Below are 20873 nucleotides of genomic sequence, written 5' to 3'. Positions count from 1 at the left end.
CTTCCTTCCACCTCGTTCGGCTGCCCCGCCCGGAAGGGCAGACTCCCCGCATGCCGACCGCTGCGAACGAGCGCCTTCTCGCCCCGTACCGCGTCGTGCGGCGCGTGGGCTCGGGTACGGATACCCCCTGGGCCGGCATCCTCGTCCGACTGGCCTCAGGAGAATCGCGGGTGCTCGTCGACGCGGCGATGTTCGACGATGAGTGGGCAGGATGGCACGCGTCGGACACAGGGCACGTTCTCGCGTGCCTCGATGTGGTGCGTCGCGAAGATGGTCACGACGTCGTCTTGCCCCCGTGTCCGCGCCGCGTGACCGACGCCGTCCGCCGCCGGCGCGAAGCCCGTGTCGAGCTGACGTCGGGCGAGCGGGTGACGATCGCGGTCAGCGTGCTGCGCGGAGTCGCCGAACTCGCGCGGATCCCACACGCGGGTGACAGATCGACGGTGACAGGGGAGTGGTGGCTGACCGACGCCGGCAGGCCGGTGCTCGCGACGGGTGTCTCGTCCGATGACGCACTCGAGGCATCGACCCAGCTGCTCGAGCAGGTTGCCGAGCCCGGATTGGCGGTGTGGCACGACCTGATCGAAACGATCGCGACCCGCGCGCTCACCGATGCGGCGATCGCTCGACTCGAAGACGAGCTCTTCAGGCTGGCCCGGCCGGAGCCACTCGGCGACGCGGTTCTCGCTCCGGCGCGGGCATCGTGGCGTTCCGAGCCTGCGACCGCACCGGCCGAGGGCACAGTCCCGACGCCGGTGGCGGCGCACGAGCGCGGCAGCCTGTTCGACAGCCTGGCCCGGCACGTCGACGCCGACGTCGCCGACCTCGTGTCGAAAACGACGACGCGCGTCTGGCGACGGTGGCGCGAACGGGGCAGCCGGGCGCGCGTCACCCCGTGGGCGGTGGCGGCAGGGGCGGCGGGTCTGGTGGTCGCTCTCGGCGCGTTCTGGCCCGGCGACGAACAACCCCTCGCGGCCGCCACACCGGTGCCCATCGCCAAGACGAGCGAATCGATCGGGAGTCCATCCCCGTCAAGCGCTCCGCTGGACGGCCCCCCGCCGGCCGCGACGGCGCTGCGTGACGACCCCACCGCGGTCGTGACCGACCTGCTGACAGCGCGCGCCGCCTGCGGAGCATCCGCGGAATGCCTGACTGAGGTGCAGGCAGATCCCCACGTGTCGTTCCCCGCCGGGGCGATCGATCGAACGGCAGACACCCGCAGCGTCACACTGCTCGATGACTTCGGCGGCGTGGCGGTGCTGAGGGTCGACGCGCCCGACGCAGCATCTCAGCTCGTCGTCATACAGCGCACAGACGACTCATGGCTGTTGCGCGACGTATACGCCGCGCAACAGCCATGAGGATGCGTCAGATCAGGCGCCGAGCTGGCCCTCGAAGTCCGCCGCTTCGAGGCGGGACTTGACCGCGCCGAGGAAGCGAGCGGCGTCAGCTCCGTCGATGATGCGGTGGTCGTACGACAGCGCGAGGTAGACATACGAACGGATCGAGATCGCGTCCTTGCCGTCCACCGTCACGAGGCCGGGCCGCTTGACGACGATGCCGGTGCCGAGGATCGCCGACTGCGGCAGGAACACGACGGGCGTGTCGAAGAGCGCCCCGCGCGATCCCGTGTTCGTCAGCGTGAACGTTCCACCGGCGAGCTCGTCGGGCTTGAGCTTGTTCTCGCGCGTGCGCGCTGCGAGATCAGCGATCTCGCGGGCGATCTGCGCGATGTTCTTGCTCGCGGCGTCGCGCACGACGGGCGTGAGCAGACCGCGCTCGGTGTCGACGGCGATCGAGAGGTTCTCCGACGCCGGGTACACGATGTTCGTGCCGTCGACCGTCGAGTTGACGACGGGGTAAGCCCGCAACGCCTCAGCCGCCGCGAGGGCGAAGAAGGGCAGGAACGACAGCTTGTCGCCCGTCTTGGCGAGGAAGTCAGCCTTGGTGCGGTCACGGAATGCCGCGAGCTTCGTGACATCGACCTCGACGACCGTGGTCAGCTGCGCCGTCTGCTGCATCGACGCGACGGCACGCTCCGCGAGCACCTTGCGCAGACGAGACATCGGCTGCGTCGTGCCGCGCAGCGGCGAGACCTCGAGCGGAGCAGCAGCGGGTGCCGCTGCCGGAGCACCGGCGGCAGGCTTCGACGCGGCCTCGGCGGCCTTGATCACGTCTTCCTTGCGGATACGCCCGCCAACGCCCGTGCCACTGACCGTCGACAGGTCGACGCCCTTCTGCTGCGCGAGGCGGCGCACGAGCGGCGTCACGTACGACGTCGCATCGGACGACTCTGCAGCCGAAGCAGCCGAAGCAGCCGAAGCAGCCGCCTGCGGTGCCGCCTCGGGCGCGGGCTGCGCCGCGGGCTTGGCCTCAGCCGCGGGCTTGGCCTCGGGTGCTGGGGGTGCAGGCTGCGCCTGCTGTTCAGTAGCCGGGGCCGGCGCCGCCGGGGCAACGCTCGCGCCGTCGCCGATCTCAGCGAGCACAGCGCCCACCTCGACCGTCTCGTCTTCCTGGACGAGCACCTTCTGCAGCACGCCGGCATACGGCGAGGGGATCTCGGTGTCGACCTTGTCGGTCGAGATCTCGAGCAGCGGCTCATCGACGGCGACATCGTCGCCGACCTGCTTGAGCCAGCGCGTGACGGTTCCCTCGGTGACGCTCTCGCCGAGTTCCGGCAGCACGACCTGCTTGCCTTCGGATGCCGCCGGTGCGGGGGCATCCGACTGCGCGGGCGCCTCGGCAGCCGGGGCTTCGGCGGGCGCAGCCTCGGCCGGCGCTTCTTGTGCCGCCGGCTCGGGTGCGGACTCCTCAGCGGGCGCAGCCGCTTCGGGAGCGGCATCTGACGATGCCGCTGCGGAGCCGTCACCGATCTTGGCGAGCACAGCGCCCACCTCGACCGTCTCGTCTTCTTGGACGAGGATCTCTTCGATCACGCCGCTGATGGGGGAGGGAATCTCGGTGTCGACCTTGTCGGTGGAGATCTCGAGCAATCCCTCGTCCGCCTCTACGGTGTCGCCGACGTTCTTGAGCCAGCGGGTGACCGTTCCCTCGGTAACGCTCTCGCCGAGCGCGGGGAGGACCACGGAAGTGCTCATGGGCTTGTCTCCTTCAGGATTGCCAATGTCGTGTCTAGCTTAGTGATGCCGGTGCGCACGCAGGTCAGAGCGCGTGCAGCGGCTTGCCGGCGAGGGCGAGGAACGCTTCGCCGAGCGCCTCGCTCTGCGTCGGGTGAGCGTGGAGGAACGGGGTGATGTCTTCGGGGTGTGCCTGCCAGCCCACCGCGAGCTGTCCCTCGGTGATGAGCTCGCCGACCCGGTCGCCGAGCAGGTGCACGCCCAGGATGGGGCCGTCCTTCTCGCGGACGACCTTGACGAGCCCGCCCGTGCCGATGATCTCGCTCTTGCCGTTGCCGGCGAGGTTGTAGTCGTACGACACGACCCCGTCTGCGCCGTGCGCCTCGATGGCCTGCGCCTCGGTCATGCCGACCGAAGCAACCTCGGGGTGGGAGTAGGTCACCTTGGGGATCAGCGCATCGGCGATCACTTCGGGATTGAGCCCCGCGATCTCTTCGGCGACGAAGATGCCCTGCTGGAATCCGCGGTGCGCGAGCTGCAGGCCGGGAACGATGTCACCGACGGCCCACACGTTCGCGACACCCGTGCGCAGCCGCTCGTCTGTCACGACGAACCCGCGGTCGATCGTGAGCCCGGCTTCTTCGAATCCGAGCCCGGCGGTTGCGGGGCCGCGCCCGACGGCGACGAGGAGGTAGTCGGCCTCGATGCTCTTCCCATCCTCGAGCGTCACCGTCACGGCGTCGTCGGTCTGCGTCGCCTTCTGGAACCGGACGCCCAGCGAGTAGGAGATGCCGCGGCGACGGAACGCACGCTCGAGGCCCTTGCTGAGGGCGATGTCCTCGTTGGGCACGAGGTGCTCCAGCGCCTCGACGATCGTCACCTCGGCACCGAACGAACGCCACACGCTCGCGAACTCGACGCCGATAACACCGCCGCCGAGGATCACGACGCGGTCCGGAATGACATCGAGGGCGAGAGCCTGCTCGCTCGTCAGGATGCGTCCGCCGATCTCGAGGCCGGGAAGGGTGCGGCTGTACGACCCTGTGGCCAGCACGACGTCGGTACCGCGGTAGAGGTCGTCACCGACGCGCACGGCGGCGCCCGCTTCGAGGCGTCCCTCACCGGGGACCACCGTGATGCCGCGCGCCTTGATGAGACCTTCGAGTCCCTTGAACTTCTTCGCGACGATGCCCTCGCGGTAGGCGCGCACGCCCTCGGGGTCGATGCCGTCCAACGTCGCGCGCACCCCCATGCTGGCGGCATCCCGCGCTGTGTCGGCGACTTCGGCGGCATGCAGCAGCGCCTTGGTCGGGATGCAGCCGCGGTGCAGGCACGTACCGCCGACCTTGTCCTTCTCGATCAGAGCGACGGTCTTGCCGAGTTCGGCAGCCCGCAGGGCCGCGGCGTAACCGCCGCTGCCGCCGCCGAGGACGACGAGGTCGAAGGTGTGATCTGTCATTGTGTTTCCTCTCCCGCAATGAAGCGGATGAGCGACCGCACGGTGGCGGCGGTCGGTCCTTTGTCGGTGAATCCGTAGCCGCTGCCCTTGTTCATGCCGACACCGGCGATGTCCAAGTGCACCCACGGGATGCGCGGCGCGTCGGCGTCATCGCTGACGCGTCCGACGAACCGCTGGAGGAAGAGCCCCGCGAACATCGACCCGCCTGCCGGGTCTCCGATCTTGGCGTTCTGCACGTCTGCGATGGGGGAGTCGAGGTCATCGGTCATGTGCACCGGCAGAGGCAGCTGCCACGCGAGCTCACCCACGGCATCGGCAGCCGCGAGATACTCGGCGACGGCTTCATCCTCGCCCATGACTCCCGTGTGACGGTTGCCGAGCGCGACCGTGATCGCCCCGGTCAGGGTCGCGACGTCGACGATGACGTCGGGCTTGCTGCGGCTCGCCGCGACGAGTCCGTCGGCCAGCACGAGGCGGCCCTCAGCGTCGGTGTTGGTGACTTCGACGGTCGTCCCGTCGAGCATGCGCAGCACGTCGCCCGGGCGCGTCGCGCGACCCGAGGGCATGTTCTCGGCGACGCACAGCCAGGCGCTGACGCGCACGGGAAGGCCCATCGTCGCCACGGCGCGCAGCACGGCGAGCACCGTCGCGGCGCCGCACATGTCGTACTTCATCCCCACCATCGAGGCCGCCGGCTTGAGCGAGAGCCCTCCGGTGTCGAAGGTGATTCCCTTGCCCACGAGCGCCACGTGACGCGAAGCGCCTTCGGGCGCGTAGTCGAGTCGCACGAGGCGGGGCGGGCGGTCAGATCCCTGGCCCACACCGAGGATGCCGCCGTAGCCGCCCTCGGCCAGGCGGGTCTCGTCGAAGACGTCGACCGAGACGCCGAGACCTTCGACCGACTCGAGCGCGCGATTGGCGAAGTCGGCGGGGCCCAGCCACTCAGCCGGGATCGACACGAGGTCTTTCACGAGTGCCGCAGCGTCGGCGACGGCCAGGATGTCGGCGATCGCGCCGGGTTCGGCGTCGACCTCACCGTGCACGACGACACGCGCCGCGCGGGCCTTGGGAGCTTCGGTCTTGTATGAGTCGAAGCGGTAGCCGCCCAGCACGGCTCCCTCTGCCACCGCCGTCCACAGCTGCCCATCGGCCAGCGGCGCACCGACGGCGACGGTCTCGAAGCCGACGAGTGTGCGGATGCCGGTGCCCACGGCGTCACGCAGCGCGGCGGCATCCGGATCAGCACCGGTGCCGACGACGGCCAGCGGCAGGCTCGTGCTCTCGGGAGCGGAGACCCGGGCATACGAGCCGGGCGCGCCGGTGAAGCCGATCGACGTCAGCGCCTGAGCCAGCCCCGGCCAGCCGGCGAGGACCTCATCGTCTTCGACGGGCGGGAGCGCTAGGAGGAGAGCGTCGGCGTCGGCCTCTCGGATCGGATCGGTGCGGTACTCGAGGTCGGGAAACGACATGTCCTCCATCCTAGGGAGGCGGCGTTCGCTGTGAGCGGGATCGACGCGGCCCGCGCGCGCGACACGGCTCGTAGCATGGACCCATGCCTTTGCACGGTCAGCTCTTCGAGCGCTCGGTATCGGCGCCGCCCGTTCCGGCGAGCTTGCCGCTCGTCATCGCGCTGACCGGCTTCACCGACGCAGGAGGCGCCGTCGGACAACTCGTCGAGCATTTCCGCACCGAGCTGCAGCCGATCCCCTTGGTCGTGTTCCGCAACGATGCGCTGCTCGATTACCGCGCGCGTCGCCCGATCATCTCGTTCGATCAGGACCACCTCACCGACTACCGGCCGGCTCGGCTCGAGCTCTCGCTCACGCACGATGCGCTGGGCCAGCCTTTCCTGCTGCTGTCGGGCTACGAGCCCGACTTCTCGTGGGAGGCCTTCGCGACGGCCGTCGTCACGCTCGCTCACGAGTACTCCGTGGCATCCGTCACCTGGGTGCACGCGATCCCCATGCCCGTGCCCCACACACGCCCGATCGGCACGACCGTGAGCGGAACCCGCACGGACCTCACCGAGGCGCATTCGGTGTGGAAGCCGGACACGCAGGTGCCTGCGACGGCCGGACACCTTCTCGAGTACCGCTTCGCCGAGGCCGGCGCTCGGGTTGCCGGCTTCGTGCTGCTCGTGCCGCACTACCTGGGGGACACCGAGTACCCCGCCGCGGCCTTGGCCGCCCTCGACAGCCTGACCGTCGCGACCGGGCTCGTCTTCGCCGGCGAGGATCTGCGCGATGAGAACCGCGACTACCTCGCCCGAGTGCAGGAGCAGGTGACCGCGAGCGACGAACTGTCCCGCATGCTCCAGGCGCTCGAGGAGCGCTATGACTCCTACATGGCCGGATCGACGCTCGCCGCCCCCATGGTGCACACGGGCGATCTGCCCAGCGCCGACGAGCTCGCCGCCGAACTGGAGCGATTCCTCGCGAACAGACCGAGCGACGACGACACACGCGGCTGACGCGGGAATGCTTCAGGGCCTTGCGAGGTTGACCCCAGAGCACCGTGTCGCACGCCCCTACCACGGCTGACGAATGTCGTGGAGCGAGTATGCGATACTGGATGCATTGACCCGTTGTCAACCGTTCCGCAGGTGCACCCTGTCGGCTCGCGGACTTGACAAGGGTCTTACTAGTGTCCGAAATCTACCGGCGCCGGCCCCCTCGGGGTCTCACCGGTGAAAGGCAGAACGTGACTCCAGGCACGAACACGAAGGCCCGCTCGACCGCCGCCAAGGCAGCCGAGCCGGTTGAGACAAGCGCTGCCGAGCAGGAGGCCGACGCCCCGAAGGCTGCTGCCAAGCGCCCCGCGGCGAAGAAGCCGGCAGCGACGACACCTGCCGCCAAGGCCGCGCCGAAGAAGGCTGCACCGAGGAAGGCTGCACCGAAGAAGGCCGCGCCGAAGAAGGCGACCAAGGCCGACGACGAGATGGACGAAGAGACCGAGGTCGACGTCGAGGCCGACGCCAAGCTCGCCGCCGGCAAGGGCAAGGCGTCCGACGAGAGCGATGACGTCGAAGACGACGAAGACGAGACGAAGGCTCCGGCCTTCGCCGATCCCCTCCCCACGGGAGCTATCGTCATCTCCTCGTCCGACGACGAGGACGTCCCGGTCTACTCGACGCAGATCACTGGCGCGACCGCCGACCCCGTCAAGGACTACCTGAAGCAGATCGGCAAGGTGCCGCTGCTGAACGCGGCCGAAGAGGTCGAGCTCGCGATGCGCATCGAGGCGGGTCTGTTTGCCGAAGAGAAGCTGTCGCACATGTCGGCTGCTGAGAAGTCGGCGCAGCTGGGCCTTGACCTCCAGTGGGTCGCACGCGACGGTCAGCGCGCCAAGAGCCACCTGCTCGGCGCCAACCTGCGTCTCGTCGTCTCGCTCGCCAAGCGCTACACCGGTCGGGGCATGCAGTTCCTCGATCTGATCCAGGAGGGCAACCTGGGCCTCATCCGTGCCGTCGAGAAGTTCGACTACACGAAGGGCTTCAAGTTCTCGACCTACGCAACGTGGTGGATCCGCCAGGCGATCACCCGCGCGATGGCCGACCAGGCTCGCACCATCCGCATCCCCGTGCACATGGTCGAGGTCATCAACAAGCTCGCCCGTGTGCAGAGGCAGATGTTGCAGGACCTGGGCCGAGAGCCCACGCCCGAAGAGCTCAGCCGTGAGCTCGACATGACGCCTGAGAAGGTCGTCGAGGTGCAGAAGTACGGCCGCGAGCCGATCTCGCTGCACACCCCCCTCGGCGAAGACGGCGACAGCGAGTTCGGCGACCTGATCGAGGACACCGAGGCGGTCGTCCCGGCCGACGCGGTCGGCTTCACGATGCTGCAGCGTCAGCTCGAGTCGCTCCTGGACTCGCTCTCCGAGCGCGAAGCGGGCGTCATCCGCATGCGCTTCGGACTCGGTGACGGCCAGCCCAAGACCCTCGACCAGATCGGTGACACGTTCGGCGTGACGCGCGAGCGCATCCGTCAGATCGAGTCGAAGACGATGGCGAAGCTGCGTCACCCGAGCCGTTCGCAGTCGCTGCGGGACTATCTCGAGTGAGCCCGCGCCAGGGCAGCGGCCTCCGGTACGTTCCGGCGATCGTCGCCGGCAAGCTCGCGCGGTTCGCGACGCGCTTGCGCGGCGGCGGTTCGGCGTTCCCCGGATACATCGCGAACCGGCTCGCGCCGACACTCCTGAACACGCTGGGCGGGCAGTTCCCGTACGGCGTGGTGTTCGTGCTCGGATCGAATGGCAAGACGACCACGACCCACATGATCAGCGAGATCCTGCGGGCGCACGGTCTGACGGTCTTCACCAACCCGACGGGCGCGAACCTGCCGCAGGGCGTGACGAGTGCGCTGCTGGCCGACGCGACGCTCACCGGCAAGGTGCGCGCCGACGTCGCCGTGCTCGAAGTCGACGAGGGCTTCGCGTCCGAGCTGGCCGACATCCTGGGTCCCCGGGTCATCCTGGCGCTGAACGTACAGGTCGATCAGCTGTATCGCTTCTACGAGACGGAGCGGGTCGCCGACATGATGCTCGATGCCGCGACGCGCGCATCCGTGCGCGTCGTCGTGAACGGGGACGACCCGTACCTGAGCAAGATCGATGAGTCGTCGCTGCGCGCACCCGCATCGTTCTTCGGGGCGTCCGCCGACATCGTCGCAGCGTCGGCCCACGGTCTGGCGAACGCCGTCGACACGCGCAGCGGCATCGCCGGCGTCCACAAGCGCGATAGCGAGTCCGAGGTCGTCTCGATCTCGGGCCGCGACGTCGAGATCGACCTGGCGGGCACGCGTCTGAGCATCACCCTTCCGGCGCGCGGACTGCACTACGCCGTCGACGCCGCCGCCGCCCTGAGCGTCGCCGTGCACGTGCTCGGTGACCGCTTCACCCCGAATGCCGCGTCAGCGGGCTTCGCCCGGATGGCACCGGCGTACGGGCGAGGCGAACTGGTTCCGCTGCGGCGCGACCCGAACGGCGAGCAGGTCGAGTTCGTCATGTTCAAGAACGGGCCCAGTCTGCAGCTCAACGTCGATGCGCTCGACGGCGCGCCCGAACGCGTCCTGATGGCCATCGACGAGGGAACGCCCGACATCTCGTGGCTGTACGACGTCGACCTGTCGGCCTTCGACCACGTCGATGTCGTCACGGGCGAGAAGGCGCACCAGATCGCGACGCGGCTGGCCTATGCCGGCATCCCGATCGGCGTCGTCGAGCCCGATATGGAGAAAGCCGTCGAGCTCATGCGCGCGTTCCCCGAGACAGCAGCCCGCCGCCAGGTGTGGTTCGTCAACTACGAGCTGATGATGAGCGGTCGCCGCGTGCTCGGCTACGGCGACCAGGAGGTGGCCCGCCGATGACGACGCTTCACATTGTGCAGCTCTATCCCGATCTGCTCGGAGTGACGGGAGACCGCGGCAACGTCGACGTGCTCGCGGCACGAGCGCGTTTCGCCGGCCTCACGCCCGTCGTCTCGCAGCTCGGAATCGGCGATCCCGAGCCCGAGCGCGCGGACATCATCGTGATCGGCAACGGCCCGCTCTCCGCGATGCGGACGGTGCACGCCGACCTGACGGCTCGTCGCGAGTGGCTCGCGCGTCAGCACTCCGATGGTGCCGCGCTGCTCGCCGTCGGCGGCGGCGCCGAACTGCTGAGCGCGGGCGTGGATATGCTCGACGGATCCGTCGTCGAGGGCCTGGGCCTGGTGCCTGCGCGTGTCGCCCGAACGCGCACGCGTCGCGTCGGCTACATCGTGGCCGACACCGCGGACGGCCGGCTCGTCGGCTTCGAAGACCACGCGTCCGAGTGGACGCCGCTTTCCTCCGCACCGGCTGACGTGCGCTACGGCACGGTGGTCTCCGGCCGCGGCAGCGTGGTCGACGGCGGAGAGACGCTTCGTGTCGAGGGGCTGTACGCGACGAACGTGCAGGGCCCCGTCCTGCCGCTGAACCCGCAGTTCGCTGACGCGCTCCTACGCCGCGGCGCGACGCACGCCGGCGCTGAGTACGTCGTCCGCGAAGAACACCAGACGGTGGATCGTCACGCGGAGCTCGCCCGCGCTGAGATCGAACGGCACGCGCGCAACGCGCACTTCACCGCGATCAAGCTCTGACCTGACGCCGCCTCAGCGGGCCTCGGCGAGACGAGCGGTCTCGTCGTGCCAGGACGACGCGACGGCGCGCAGCTTCTCTTCGTACTTGCGTCCGTGGTGCGCGCAGAAGAGCATCTCGGTGCCGTTCACATCGGCTGCGATGTAGGCCTGCGCACCGCAGGAGTCGCAACGGTCCGCCGCGGTGAGGCGGTGCTCGAGAACGGCCGCGTTCTCGGTAGGTGTCGTAAGCGTGGTCATCTCAGTTCCTCCTCGGGTGGTCAGAACGGCCAGCTGGTCTCAGAAATACAACCATGCGCGGCCCGTCAGCATGCCCGGAACCGGTCCCCGTTCGCTGTCCGCGTACGGGGAGCGGGCAGACGTGTGTCACGGACAGCGGTGTCAGGGGGCGCGGATACCCTTGAGGATGTGACCGCAGAGTACTCCGCCCACCACCTCCAGGTGCTCGAAGGCCTCGAAGCGGTCCGCAAACGCCCCGGCATGTATATCGGCTCGACCGACTCCCGCGGGCTCATGCACTGCCTTTGGGAGATCATCGACAACTCGGTCGACGAGGCGCTCGGCGGGCACGGCTCGCTCATCGAGATCGTGCTGCACAGCGACGGCAGCGTCGAGGTGCGCGACCGCGCACGCGGCATCCCGGTCGACATCGAACCACGCACGGGCCTCTCGGGTGTCGAGGTCGTCTTCACGAAGCTGCACGCCGGTGGAAAGTTCGGCGGCGGTTCGTATGCCGCCTCGGGTGGCCTGCACGGTGTCGGCGCGTCGGTCGTGAACGCCCTGTCCGAACGGCTCGACGTCGAAGTCGACCGTGGCGGCAAGACCTGGGCCATGTCGTTCCACCGCGGCGAGCCCGGTATCTTCGCGGGCCCCGAGCCGTCGTCGGTGTTCACGCCCTTCCAGAAGAGCTCCGAGCTGCGGATGGTGGGCCGCGCGCCCAAGGGCACGACCGGCACACGCATCCGCTACTGGGCGGACGGCCAGATCTTCACGAAGGATGCCGCCTTCAACCTCGTCGAGCTCGAGCAGCGCGCCCGACAGACCGCGTTCCTCGTGCCCGGGCTCGAGATCGTCATCCGCGATGAGCGCGCGTCGACGGTGTCCGCATCCGCAGACGGCGCACCCGTCGTCACGTCGTACCGCTATGACGGCGGCATCTCGGAGTTCGCGGAGTTCCTCGCGCCTGACGCGCCCATCACCGACATCTGGCGGCTGACCGGCGACGGCGAGTTCACCGAGACCGTGCCGGTGCTGCAGAAGACCGGGGCGATGGTGCCGACCGAGGTGCAGCGCACGTGTCACGTCGACATCGCGCTGCGGTGGGGCACAGGCTACGAAACGCTGCAGCGCTCGTTCGTCAACATCATCGCGACGCCCAAGGGCGGAACGCACCAGGCCGGCTTCGAAGCGGGCCTGGTCAAGGTGCTGCGATCCCAGATCGAGCAGAACGCCCGGCGCCTCAAGGTCGGCAACGACAAGATCGAGAAGGATGACATCCTCGCCGGCCTCACGGCCGTTCTGACGGTCCGCCTGGCCGAGCCGCAGTTCGAGGGGCAGACGAAGGAGATCCTCGGCACGCCAGCCGTGCGGCAGATCGTGGCGAACGTCGTCACCAAGCAGCTCTCCGCGATCTTCGCCTCGACCAAGCGCGACGACAAGGCCCAGAGCGGCCAGCTGCTCGAGAAGGTCGTCTCCGAGATGAAGGCTCGCCTCTCGGCGCGCGCCCACAAAGAGACACAGCGCCGCAAGAACGCCCTGGAGTCGTCGTCACTTCCGGTGAAGCTCGCCGATTGCCGCACGAATGATGTCACGGCATCCGAGCTGTTCATCGTCGAGGGCGACTCGGCGCTGGGCACCGCCAAGCTCGCCCGAAACAGCGAGTACCAGGCGCTGCTGCCGATTCGCGGCAAGATCCTCAACGTCCAGAAGGCCTCCGTCTCGGACATGTTGGGCAACGCCGAATGCGCCGCCATCATCCAGGTGATCGGGGCCGGGTCCGGCCGCTCGTTCGACATCGATGCGGCCCGGTACGGCAAGGTGATCCTCATGAGCGACGCCGACGTCGACGGCGCGCACATCCGCACGCTGCTGCTCACCCTCTTCTTCCGCTATATGCGTCCGCTCATCGACGACGGCCGCGTCTATGCCGCCGTTCCGCCGCTGCACCGCGTCGTCGTCATCAATCCGGGCTCCAAGCCGAACGAGACGATCTACACCTACTCCGAGCAAGAGCTGCATGCGCTCCTGACGAAGCTGACGAAGTCGGGCAAACGCTGGCAGGAGCCGGTGCAGCGATACAAGGGGCTCGGCGAGATGGATGCCGACCAGCTTGCGACGACCACGATGGACCGTGCAGGTCGCACGCTTCGTCGCGTGCGCATGCAAGACGCCGAGGCCGCGTCTCGGGTGTTCGAGCTGCTGATGGGCAACGACGTCGCCCCGCGCAAGGAGTTCATCATCGACTCGAGCGACAGCCTCGCCCGCGAGCGCATCGACGCCTGACGGCCCTCCTCGCGAGCGGGCCCCGCGGCTCCGTGCCTGCTTCGCGCAGCGACGAGGGCGGGTGTCAGCGGAGGGGGGAGCCGACCGCGCCGACGACGCCGTCCAGCGGGATGCCCGAGGCGTCGCGCTTCGCACCCGTGGGTGGCAGCGGACGCACGCCGCCGTCCGGGCCGACCGCGCGCGGTTCGGGACCTGCCCACGCGAGGGTGAGCGCATCTTCGCCCTTGAGGAATCGCTGTGCACGCACACCGCCGGTGCCGCGGCCCTTCGCGGGGTACTCGTCGAACGACGAGACCTTTCCCGTGCCCGACTCGGCTCCGAACAAGGCGTCGTTGCTGCCCGCGATCGTCACGACACACACATCGGATGCCCCCGGCTCGACGACGCCGAAGAACAGCACGCTCGCGCCGGACGAGACCCGGATGCCGGACATGCCGCCGGCACCGCGACCCTGTGGCCGCACGGACGAAGCGTCGAAACGCAGCAGCTGCGCGTCCGTCGTGACGAAGACGAGTTCGGCGTCGTCCGGCGCCGGTGCTGCACCGACGACGCGGTCGCCGGGCTTGAGCGCGATGATCTCGATGTCGGGCTTGTTGGCGATCTCGCTCGCCGCGACGCGCTTGACGACACCCTGGGCGGTGCCGAGCGCGACGGTGGGGGAGTCCACGAGCGGCACGATCGCCACGACGTGCTCGCCCGATGCAAGTCCGAGGTATTGGTCGGCCTTCGTGCCGGCGGCGAGCTGCACCGAGTTGCCCGGTACAGAGGGCAGGTCGACGGGCGAGAATCGCACGAGGCGTCCCGTGCTCGTGACGGCCCCGACGTCGCCGCGGGTCGTCGTGTCGACGGCGGAGCGGATGGCATCGTGCTTCGAACGGCGCCCCGGCGGCACGATCCCGCCCGCGGACGCATCGGCTGACAGCTCGGCGCGCACCATACGGCCCGTGGCCGAGAGGAACACACGGCACGGTGCATCCGCGATCTGCAGATCGGCGGCGGCCGCGGCCGATCGCGACCGGGGTGCGACGGGTCCGCCGTTGAGCAGCAGCGTGCGGCGCGGAGTCCCGAAGGTCTCCGCCGCAGCGTCGAGCTCAAGGGCCACCTGAGCGCGCAGCAGCATCTCGCTGCCGAGGAGCTCTTCGAGCGCGGCGATCTCGGTCTTGAGCGCGTCGCGCTCGCTCTCGAGCTCGACGCGCGAGAACTTCGTCAGGCGACGCAGACGCAGCTCGAGGATGTACTCGGCCTGCAGCTGCGACAGGTCGAAGACCTCTTGCAGCCGCGTGCGGGCCTGCTCGCTGTCGTCTGAGGCCCGGATGACCTGGATGACCTCGTCGATGTCGAGGATCGCGATGAGCAGCCCCTCGACAAGGTGGAGCCGTTCGTTGCGACGGGCGAGACGATACCGGCTGCGCCGCGTGACGACCTCGATGCGGTGATCGAGATAGACCCGCAGCATCTCCTTCAGCCCGAGCGTCTGCGGCTGACCCTTCACGAGCGCGACGTTGTTCATGCTGAACGAGTCCTCGAGCGGCGTCAGCCGATAGAGGTGCTGCAGCACGGCGTCAGGGTCGAAGCCCGTCTTGATACTGATGACCAGACGCAGGCCGTTGTGCCGGTCGGTCAGGTCGGTGACGTCGGCGATGCCCTGCAGCTTCTTGGCCTGCACGGCATCCTTGATCTTCTCGATCACGCGCTCCGGCCCGACGAGGTAGGGCAGCTCGGTCACGATGAGACCCGTGCGACGCGGACCGAGCGACTCGACCGAGACCTTGGCGCGCGTGCGGAAGCTGCCACGGCCCTTGGCGTAGGCGTCCTTGATGCCGTCGAGTCCGACGATGATCCCGCCGCCGGGCAGATCGGGGCCCGGGACGAACTCCATGAGCTCTTCGACCGTCGCGTCGGGGTGATCGAGCAGGTGGATCGCTGCGCTCACGACCTCGATGAGGTTGTGAGGGGCCATGTTCGTCGCCATGCCGACGGCGATGCCTGTCGTGCCGTTGACGAGCAGGTTCGGGAATGCGGCAGGCAGCACTTCAGGCTGCTGGAACTGGCCGTCGTAGTTGGGGATGAAGTCGACGACGTCTTCGTCGAGATTCTCGGTGAGGGCCAGCGCCGCAGGGGCGAGGCGCGCTTCGGTGTAGCGGGCTGCTGCAGGGCCGTCATCGAGCGAACCGAAGTTGCCGTGTCCGTCGACCAGCGGCACGCGCAACGAGAACGACTGGGCGAGGCGGACGAGGGCGTCGTAGATGGGCGCGTCACCGTGCGGGTGCAGCTTTCCCATGACCTCGCCGACGACCCGCGCACTCTTGACGTGGCCGCGGTCGGGGCGCAGGCCCATGTCGGCCATCTGGTAGAGGATGCGGCGCTGCACCGGCTTCAGACCGTCGCGCGCGTCGGGAAGAGCCCGCGAGTAGATCACCGAGTAGGCGTACTCGAGGAACGAGTTCTGCATCTCTGCCGAGACATCGACGTCTTCGATGCGTCCGTGATCGGCGGGAATGGCTGCGGGGCGGGATGCGGGCATGGTGCGGGTGCGACCTCGGGTTACGGCGGTCCGGAGAGGGCCTTCTGCGCGTGTGCGAGACTGACCCGGATGTCACTCAGCCTACCTGCGGACCCGCCGCGCGCCCGGAGCCTCACCGGTGTCGCGCCACAGCTTTTCGCCTCGCTCGAGGGCCGATCCGAATGGTTCGCCGCGGCCACGAGCGCGATCGTCTTCGTCATCGACGGTCTCGGCGCGTCATCGCTGGCCGCACGGGCCGGTCACGCGCGCTTCCTCGCTCAAGCCGGCACGAAGAAGGACGTCGTGCGCACCGTGTTCCCCTCGACGACGGCTGCGGCGCTCACGAGCCTCCTCACGGGCGCACCCGTCGGCGCCCACGGCATCGTCGGCTACCGTGCGCGAGTGCCGGGCACGGACGATGTCGTCAACCAGCTGCGCGGCTGGGACACCGACGGACTTCCGCAGAGCTGGCAGCGCGCCGAGCGGCTCGTCGCCCGTCACGCCGATCGGCCACGGTTCGTCGTGTCCAAGACCGAGTACGCCGGCACGGGATTCACCGAGGCCACGATGGGCGAGGCGGAGTTCGTCGGCGAGAACGATCTCACGGCGCGCGTCGAACGGGCCGCCGACCTCGCGGCGCGGCATCCCGGCTCATTCATCTACCTCTACGCGAACGATCTCGACGCCATCGGCCACCGGCGCGGCTGGCAGTCCGACGAATGGGTCAGCGCCCTGGAACGCGTCGATGCCGCTGCCCGCACGCTCACGGCCGCGGCGGACCCGCGCACGGGCATCGTCGTGACGGCCGATCACGGCATGGTCGACGTGCCGCGGCACCGCCAGATCCTGTTGGGCGACGGCGACGCCCATGTCGAGGGCGTCCGGCTCATCGGAGGGGAACCGCGGATGCTGCACCTTTACGCCGAGGACGGCGAAGCCGATCACGTGCTCGAGACGTGGCGACAGACCGAGGGTGGCCGATCGTGGGTGCTCTCGCGCGCCGAGGCGGCCGCGGCAGGACTGTTCGGCGACGTGGATCCCGCGGTGTCTGCGCGCATCGGCGATGTCCTCGTCGCTGCACGATCGGGCATCGCGTACTACGACGATCGTGTGGACGATAGGGCGTCGCAGAACATGGTCGGCCAGCACGGCTCGCTGACCAATGAAGAGCGCATCGTGCCCTTGCTCAAGCTCGGCGCGTACGCCTGACCCTCAGTCGTCGCCGCGGGCTCCGAAGACGATCTCGTCCCACGAGGGCATCGACGTGCGCCGCTTGCGACGGCTGCCGGCCTCGCCCGCGACGGCCTGTGCCGATTCGGAGCGGTCCTCGGAGCGGGGTTCGTCATCGGGCGTCTCGTCGTAGCCGGGCTCGAGAGCATCGAACAGCGCGACGGGGGCCTGCCCACGCGGCTCGTCGACCTCGGACTCGGACGGGGCTTCGGGAAGCGGCTCGCGCTGCCCGCGGCGGCGACGCAGCGCCTCGAGCAGATCGGCCGTCTCAGCGGATGTGACCGTCGTCTCGGTCGCACGCTTGATCGCGGCCTGCTGCACCGCCGGGGTCGCCGGCGCAGGCAGGTCGGGGGTCTCGATGTCGGCGTCGGGCAGGCGACGCGGACCGAAGGCGCCGCTGTCGAAGCGCGACTCGTCCTTCGGCGCGACGGAGTCGAGCGCCCGCAGCCGGGGGATGAGGCCCTCGGGCAGCGACCCCTGGCGGGACAGCTGGATGGCATCGGAGTTCAGGGGAGACAGCGTGCTGCGGCGAGGGTCGAATCCCCACCGCGCGTCGTGGTCGACCTCGCTCGCCGTGAACTCGAGTTTGACGATCCAGCCGGTCTGCTCTTTCCAGCTCGTCCAGCGCTCGGCAGTCGCGCCGATGGCGGCGAGCTTGGCGCGAACGGCAGCCCCGAACGTGGGGTTCGTGTCGCCGTCGAAGTCGCTGCCGAGCAGCACCGGCACAGCCAGAGCCTGGCCGACGACGTGCTCGCGCTCGGCGAGAACGGGTCCTTCGAAGCGCTGGACGTCTTCGACGCGCGCGCCGAGGAGCGTCGCGACCTCTTGCGCAGACAGTCCTGCCCGGATCTGAGCCTGGATGTCACGCGGACTCGGGCGGTCAGCACGCTGATCCGGCTCGCGATCACGCCGTGTCTTGCGCAGTTCGGCTCGCAGCGCCTCGTCCAGAGGCAGCGCGAACCGTTCGCCCGAGTGGGTCGCCAGCACCAGCGTGTCGTCTTCGGTTGCGATGACTTTGAGCTGTTCCATGCGAAACGCCCTCCGATCGAGATCTCTGCCGCCCATCGTGTCACGCGACATCGGATTGGCCGGGAATATCGCGCGCGCGCCGTGAGTTTCACGGTGACGCATGAGCGCAGGACATATGGCATTTGCGAAATGGCCACACGTCATGCAAACTATCGCCGCCCGATGAGGTCGAGGCGCCCCCCACATACCCGGAAGTCGAGAAGTTCACGCATGGCCACCGATTACGACGCCCCCCGCAAGACTGAGGACGACAGCGAATCGATCGAGGCTCTCAAGGAGCGCGTTCCCGACAAGCTCTCGGGCTCGGTCGACGTCGACGATGCCGACAACCCCACGGGTTTCGAACTGCCCGGCGCGGACCTGTCCGACCTCGAGCTCGACGTCGTCGTGCTGCCGCCGCAGGAAGACGAGTTCACGTGCATGAGCTGCTTCCTCGTGAAGCACCGCTCACAGGTCGACCACGAGTCGTCCGACGGGCTCATCTGCCTGGAGTGCGCAGCCTGAGCAGCACCCCCTGATATCGCGAAGGCGAGCGCTACGAAGCGCTCGCCTTCGCGATTTCACGGCGAAGCGCCGCCTGCAGGCGGTCGGGAGTGCGGGTAGAGATGACCCAGTTCGGCGTGGGGTCGTCGACGTCGAGGATCGGCACGATGACGACACCGTCGATGCCGCCTCGGATGACGTGCCAAGCGCGCGGGTCCAGCCCCGAACCGCGGGCGTGCCGTGCCACTTCGCCGGTGTGCGCGATCGGTTCCCCTGTGAAGCGGACCTCGATCCGCGCCCGGCCGGCGCGCAGCATCCCGTCTCGGACCTCGACGACGGGCGACGCCAGCACCAGGGATCCCACCAGCACCACCGCGACGGCGATGCCGATCGCCAGCGCGAGCGTCGTGTCGATCGGCGTGAAGATGAGCGCGGCCATCGGCCCGCACAGCGCCGCGGCGACGAGAACCCACAAGGAGGGACTGAGTCTTTCGCGGTAGACGACCTCGGTGATCGCTCCGCCTTTCGTGGATGCCATCTGCATTACCCTCGATGAGTGACCGAAACCGTGGACGTCCCCATTATCGCGCCCGAACTCCCGGTGTACGCGCACCCGGGGGACGCCGGCGCAGATCTCGTCTCGAGCGAGAGCGTGCGGCTCGAGCCCGGACAGCGGGCCCTCGTCGGCACGGGCGTGCGCATCGCACTGCCGGACGGCTATGCGGCATTCGTCGTGCCGCGGTCGGGGCTCGCGGCCAAGCACGGCATCACGGTCGTCAACGCACCCGGTACGGTCGATGCGGGATACCGCGGCGAGATCAAGGTTGCGCTGCTGAACACCGACACCGACAATGCCTACGACATCGCCGTCGGGGATCGCATCGCTCAACTGATCCTGATGCCGGTTCCGCGGGCACGGTTCCTCCCGGTCGATGTACTGCCTGACAGCCCGCGCGGCGATGGCGGGTTCGGATCGACCGGCTACCAGAACGGAGTCACATCATGACTGACGCCACCCCCTCGAACACGGGCAAAGTCGCCCCCCAGGATCGAGCCACCTCCGGCCCGTTCGACGAGTCCGAGGCGAACCCGGTCCGCCCGTACATCGATCTCGGCGGCATCAAGATCCTGCCCCGCGAAGGCCTCAATCTGCGCCTCGAGGTCGAAGAGCAGACCAAGCGCATCGTCGCGGTCGGGCTCGACTACGCCGATTCCACCCTGCAGGTGCAGCCGTTCGCCGCTCCGCGGTCGGCGGGACTGTGGGAGGAGACGCGTGAGCAGATCCGGGAGCAGGTGCGCCAGCAGGGTGGGCGCGTCGAGGAGCGCGAGGGCCCGCTCGGCCCCGAACTGCTCGCCGAGGTCCCTGTCGCGACGGCCGAGGGTCAGCAGGGCAAGCGCCTCGCGCGCTTTGTCGGCGTCGACGGGCCGCGCTGGTTCCTGCGCGGCGTCATCGGCGGTGCCGCGACCTCCGACGTCGAGGCCGCCGGCAAGGTCGAAGACCTCTTCCGCTCCATCGTCGTGGTGCGCGGCGGCACGCCCATGCCGCCCCGTGACCTGATCCCGCTGCGGATGCCGGCAACCCCGGGCACCACGTGAGCGACCGCCCCGACCTGACGCCGCCCGAGCGCGACGCTCCGGCGGAGGACGCCTCACCCTCGGCGTCCGAGATTTTCGGAGCGGCGCTGGGTAGCGCTGCGCGCCGGGCAGGGCTCGACCCTTCCGAGTCCAAGACCACGGGCCACGTCGTGTGGGGAGCCATCGGCGGCTGGCGAGGGGTCCTCGAATCCGTCCTTCCCGGACTCGTCTTCGTCGCCGTCTACACGATCACGATCGACCCCGCCACGGGCGAGGGCGACCTGTGGCTGTCGCTCGGCCTGTCGGTCGGGATCGCCGCGGTCTTCACGATCGCTCGCCTCATCGCGCGCCAACCCGTGACAGCCGCCGTGGGAGGTCTCGTCGCCGCGGGCGTGGCCGCCGCGTTCGCTGCGTTCACGGGCGAGGCCAGCAACAACTTCATCCCCGGGTTCATCACGAACATCGTGTACGGCTCGGCACTGCTCGCCTCGGCCCTCATCGGCTGGTCGCTCATCGGTCTCGCTGTCGGTTTCCTGATGGGGGAGGGCACCGCCTGGCGAAGCGACAAACGCAAGCGGCGCGTGTTCTTCTGGCTCACGATCGCGTGGGCGGGCCTGTTCGCCGCGCGCCTCATCGTGCAGGTTCCGCTCTACCTGGCCGACAACGTCACGGCGCTGGGAACCCTGAAACTCGTCATGGGCATTCCGCTGTTCGCACCCCTCGTGGCCGTCACCTGGCTCGTCGTGCGGGCCGTCTACCCCCGCGGCGCGTCAACCCCGGATGATCCCGCCGAGTGATACATTTATCTCGACATCGAGATAAATTCTTCCTCTCCGCGTTAGGTGAACCTCACTAGCCACAGGGCTGACGCGGGGGAAAGATGGGAGCAGCGCGCTCTGTGCC

Annotated in this window: 18 protein-coding genes; 11 read left to right on the top strand and 7 right to left on the bottom strand. The window is 68.9% G+C overall.

The annotated features are described in order from the left end of the window. Nucleotides 1-50: 50 nt before the first annotated feature. Nucleotides 51-1361: a hypothetical protein gene (locus tag AC25YV_RS07325; RefSeq protein ID WP_488123178.1), complete on the top strand. Its 1311-nt coding sequence runs from the start codon at nucleotides 51-53 to the stop codon at nucleotides 1359-1361. 12 nt (nucleotides 1362-1373) lie between these two features. Here AC25YV_RS07325 and sucB read toward each other — a convergent pair whose 3' ends face one another. The 3 genes from sucB to AC25YV_RS07310 all read right to left on the bottom strand — a co-directional run bounded on the left by sucB (nucleotide 1374) and on the right by AC25YV_RS07310 (nucleotide 6005). Continuing rightward, nucleotides 1374-3098: a 2-oxoglutarate dehydrogenase, E2 component, dihydrolipoamide succinyltransferase gene (gene sucB / locus AC25YV_RS07320; RefSeq protein WP_488123177.1), complete on the bottom strand. Its 1725-nt coding sequence runs from the start codon at nucleotides 3096-3098 to the stop codon at nucleotides 1374-1376. A gap of 64 nt (nucleotides 3099-3162) precedes the next feature. Further along, a complete protein-coding gene (lpdA, locus tag AC25YV_RS07315; RefSeq protein ID WP_488123176.1) occupies nucleotides 3163-4536 on the bottom strand; it encodes a dihydrolipoyl dehydrogenase in 1374 nt (457 codons plus the stop codon). Beyond that, nucleotides 4533-6005: a leucyl aminopeptidase gene (locus AC25YV_RS07310; protein ID WP_488123175.1), complete on the bottom strand. Its 1473-nt coding sequence runs from the start codon at nucleotides 6003-6005 to the stop codon at nucleotides 4533-4535. Before AC25YV_RS07310 ends, lpdA begins: the two co-directional genes overlap by 4 nt. Before the next feature lie 83 nt (nucleotides 6006-6088). Between AC25YV_RS07310 and AC25YV_RS07305 the strand changes: the two genes are divergently transcribed. From AC25YV_RS07305 to AC25YV_RS07290, 4 genes are all read left to right on the top strand, one after another. After that, entirely contained in the window at nucleotides 6089-7006 is a 918-nt protein-coding gene (locus AC25YV_RS07305; RefSeq protein ID WP_488123174.1) for a proteasome assembly chaperone family protein, read from the top strand. A gap of 230 nt (nucleotides 7007-7236) precedes the next feature. Beyond that, on the top strand, nucleotides 7237-8595 hold the full coding sequence (locus tag AC25YV_RS07300) for an RNA polymerase sigma factor (RefSeq protein ID WP_488123173.1): 1359 nt from the start codon (nucleotides 7237-7239) through the stop codon (nucleotides 8593-8595). Beyond that, nucleotides 8592-9899 (top strand): MurT ligase domain-containing protein, encoded by a 1308-nt coding sequence (locus AC25YV_RS07295; RefSeq protein ID WP_488123172.1) that lies wholly within the window; start codon nucleotides 8592-8594, stop codon nucleotides 9897-9899. Before AC25YV_RS07300 ends, AC25YV_RS07295 begins: the two co-directional genes overlap by 4 nt. After that, complete coding sequence (locus AC25YV_RS07290; RefSeq protein ID WP_488123171.1) at nucleotides 9896-10651, top strand: type 1 glutamine amidotransferase; 756 nt, start codon at nucleotides 9896-9898, stop codon at nucleotides 10649-10651. Before AC25YV_RS07295 ends, AC25YV_RS07290 begins: the two co-directional genes overlap by 4 nt. A 12-nt stretch (nucleotides 10652-10663) precedes the next feature. On the opposite strand, the gene AC25YV_RS07285 is transcribed toward AC25YV_RS07290, so the two are convergent. Then, the gene (locus tag AC25YV_RS07285; protein WP_488123170.1) at nucleotides 10664-10888 is read right to left on the bottom strand and encodes a DUF7455 domain-containing protein; all 225 of its coding nucleotides are present in this window, start codon (nucleotides 10886-10888) and stop codon (nucleotides 10664-10666) included. A 168-nt stretch (nucleotides 10889-11056) separates the two neighbouring features. On the opposite strand from AC25YV_RS07285, the gene AC25YV_RS07280 reads away from it, so the two are divergent. Continuing rightward, complete coding sequence (locus AC25YV_RS07280; protein WP_488123169.1) at nucleotides 11057-13150, top strand: DNA gyrase/topoisomerase IV subunit B; 2094 nt, start codon at nucleotides 11057-11059, stop codon at nucleotides 13148-13150. A gap of 64 nt (nucleotides 13151-13214) precedes the next feature. Here AC25YV_RS07280 and AC25YV_RS07275 read toward each other — a convergent pair whose 3' ends face one another. Continuing rightward, a complete protein-coding gene (locus AC25YV_RS07275; protein ID WP_488123168.1) occupies nucleotides 13215-15674 on the bottom strand; it encodes a DNA gyrase/topoisomerase IV subunit A in 2460 nt (819 codons plus the stop codon). A 69-nt stretch (nucleotides 15675-15743) separates the two neighbouring features. Between AC25YV_RS07275 and AC25YV_RS07270 the strand changes: the two genes are divergently transcribed. Continuing rightward, complete coding sequence (locus AC25YV_RS07270; RefSeq protein WP_488123167.1) at nucleotides 15744-16862, top strand: alkaline phosphatase family protein; 1119 nt, start codon at nucleotides 15744-15746, stop codon at nucleotides 16860-16862. Between the two features lie 3 nt (nucleotides 16863-16865). Here AC25YV_RS07270 and sepH read toward each other — a convergent pair whose 3' ends face one another. Then, nucleotides 16866-17912 carry a septation protein SepH gene (gene sepH / locus AC25YV_RS07265; protein WP_488123166.1) on the bottom strand — a complete coding sequence of 349 codons (1047 nt, stop codon included), beginning with the start codon at nucleotides 17910-17912 and terminating at the stop codon, nucleotides 16866-16868. A 210-nt stretch (nucleotides 17913-18122) separates the two neighbouring features. Here sepH and AC25YV_RS07260 point away from each other — a divergent pair, with 210 nt between their 5' ends. Continuing rightward, complete coding sequence (locus tag AC25YV_RS07260; protein WP_488123165.1) at nucleotides 18123-18416, top strand: DUF4193 domain-containing protein; 294 nt, start codon at nucleotides 18123-18125, stop codon at nucleotides 18414-18416. 31 nt (nucleotides 18417-18447) lie between these two features. Here AC25YV_RS07260 and AC25YV_RS07255 read toward each other — a convergent pair whose 3' ends face one another. Continuing rightward, complete coding sequence (locus tag AC25YV_RS07255) at nucleotides 18448-18933, bottom strand: DUF3093 domain-containing protein (protein ID WP_488123164.1); 486 nt, start codon at nucleotides 18931-18933, stop codon at nucleotides 18448-18450. A gap of 18 nt (nucleotides 18934-18951) precedes the next feature. Here AC25YV_RS07255 and dut point away from each other — a divergent pair, with 18 nt between their 5' ends. Genes dut through AC25YV_RS07240 form a run of 3 tightly spaced genes read left to right on the top strand, consistent with a single transcriptional unit; the run spans nucleotide 18952 to nucleotide 20767 of the window. Continuing rightward, the gene (dut, locus tag AC25YV_RS07250; RefSeq protein WP_488123163.1) at nucleotides 18952-19401 is read left to right on the top strand and encodes a dUTP diphosphatase; all 450 of its coding nucleotides are present in this window, start codon (nucleotides 18952-18954) and stop codon (nucleotides 19399-19401) included. After that, on the top strand, nucleotides 19398-19991 hold the full coding sequence (locus AC25YV_RS07245) for a DUF3710 domain-containing protein (protein WP_488123162.1): 594 nt from the start codon (nucleotides 19398-19400) through the stop codon (nucleotides 19989-19991). The genes dut and AC25YV_RS07245 overlap by 4 nt, the downstream gene beginning before the upstream one ends. After that, complete coding sequence (locus AC25YV_RS07240) at nucleotides 19988-20767, top strand: DUF3159 domain-containing protein (RefSeq protein WP_488123161.1); 780 nt, start codon at nucleotides 19988-19990, stop codon at nucleotides 20765-20767. The genes AC25YV_RS07245 and AC25YV_RS07240 overlap by 4 nt, the downstream gene beginning before the upstream one ends. Nucleotides 20768-20873 lie beyond the last annotated feature (106 nt).

It is taken from the genome of Microbacterium sp. Y832 (assembly GCF_057669765.1).
Note: the sequence above shows the minus strand (reverse complement) of the source record. Positions and strands in the feature narration are given on the sequence as shown.

What these genes read in the sequence shown, in the direction of transcription:
- AC25YV_RS07325 (WP_488123178.1), top strand. Translation starts at nt 51, where the DNA reads ATGCCGACCGCTGCGAACGAGCGCCTTCTCGCCCCGTACCGCGTCGTG.
- sucB (WP_488123177.1), bottom strand. Translation starts at nt 3,098, where the DNA reads ATGAGCACTTCCGTGGTCCTCCCCGCGCTCGGCGAGAGCGTTACCGAG.
- lpdA (WP_488123176.1), bottom strand. Translation starts at nt 4,536, where the DNA reads ATGACAGATCACACCTTCGACCTCGTCGTCCTCGGCGGCGGCAGCGGC.
- AC25YV_RS07310 (WP_488123175.1), bottom strand. Translation starts at nt 6,005, where the DNA reads ATGTCGTTTCCCGACCTCGAGTACCGCACCGATCCGATCCGAGAGGCC.
- AC25YV_RS07305 (WP_488123174.1), top strand. Translation starts at nt 6,089, where the DNA reads ATGCCTTTGCACGGTCAGCTCTTCGAGCGCTCGGTATCGGCGCCGCCC.
- AC25YV_RS07290 (WP_488123171.1), top strand. Translation starts at nt 9,896, where the DNA reads ATGACGACGCTTCACATTGTGCAGCTCTATCCCGATCTGCTCGGAGTG.
- AC25YV_RS07285 (WP_488123170.1), bottom strand. Translation starts at nt 10,888, where the DNA reads ATGACCACGCTTACGACACCTACCGAGAACGCGGCCGTTCTCGAGCAC.
- AC25YV_RS07275 (WP_488123168.1), bottom strand. Translation starts at nt 15,674, where the DNA reads ATGCCCGCATCCCGCCCCGCAGCCATTCCCGCCGATCACGGACGCATC.
- AC25YV_RS07270 (WP_488123167.1), top strand. Translation starts at nt 15,744, where the DNA reads ATGTCACTCAGCCTACCTGCGGACCCGCCGCGCGCCCGGAGCCTCACC.
- sepH (WP_488123166.1), bottom strand. Translation starts at nt 17,912, where the DNA reads ATGGAACAGCTCAAAGTCATCGCAACCGAAGACGACACGCTGGTGCTG.
- AC25YV_RS07260 (WP_488123165.1), top strand. Translation starts at nt 18,123, where the DNA reads ATGGCCACCGATTACGACGCCCCCCGCAAGACTGAGGACGACAGCGAA.
- AC25YV_RS07255 (WP_488123164.1), bottom strand. Translation starts at nt 18,933, where the DNA reads ATGGCATCCACGAAAGGCGGAGCGATCACCGAGGTCGTCTACCGCGAA.
- AC25YV_RS07245 (WP_488123162.1), top strand. Translation starts at nt 19,398, where the DNA reads ATGACTGACGCCACCCCCTCGAACACGGGCAAAGTCGCCCCCCAGGAT.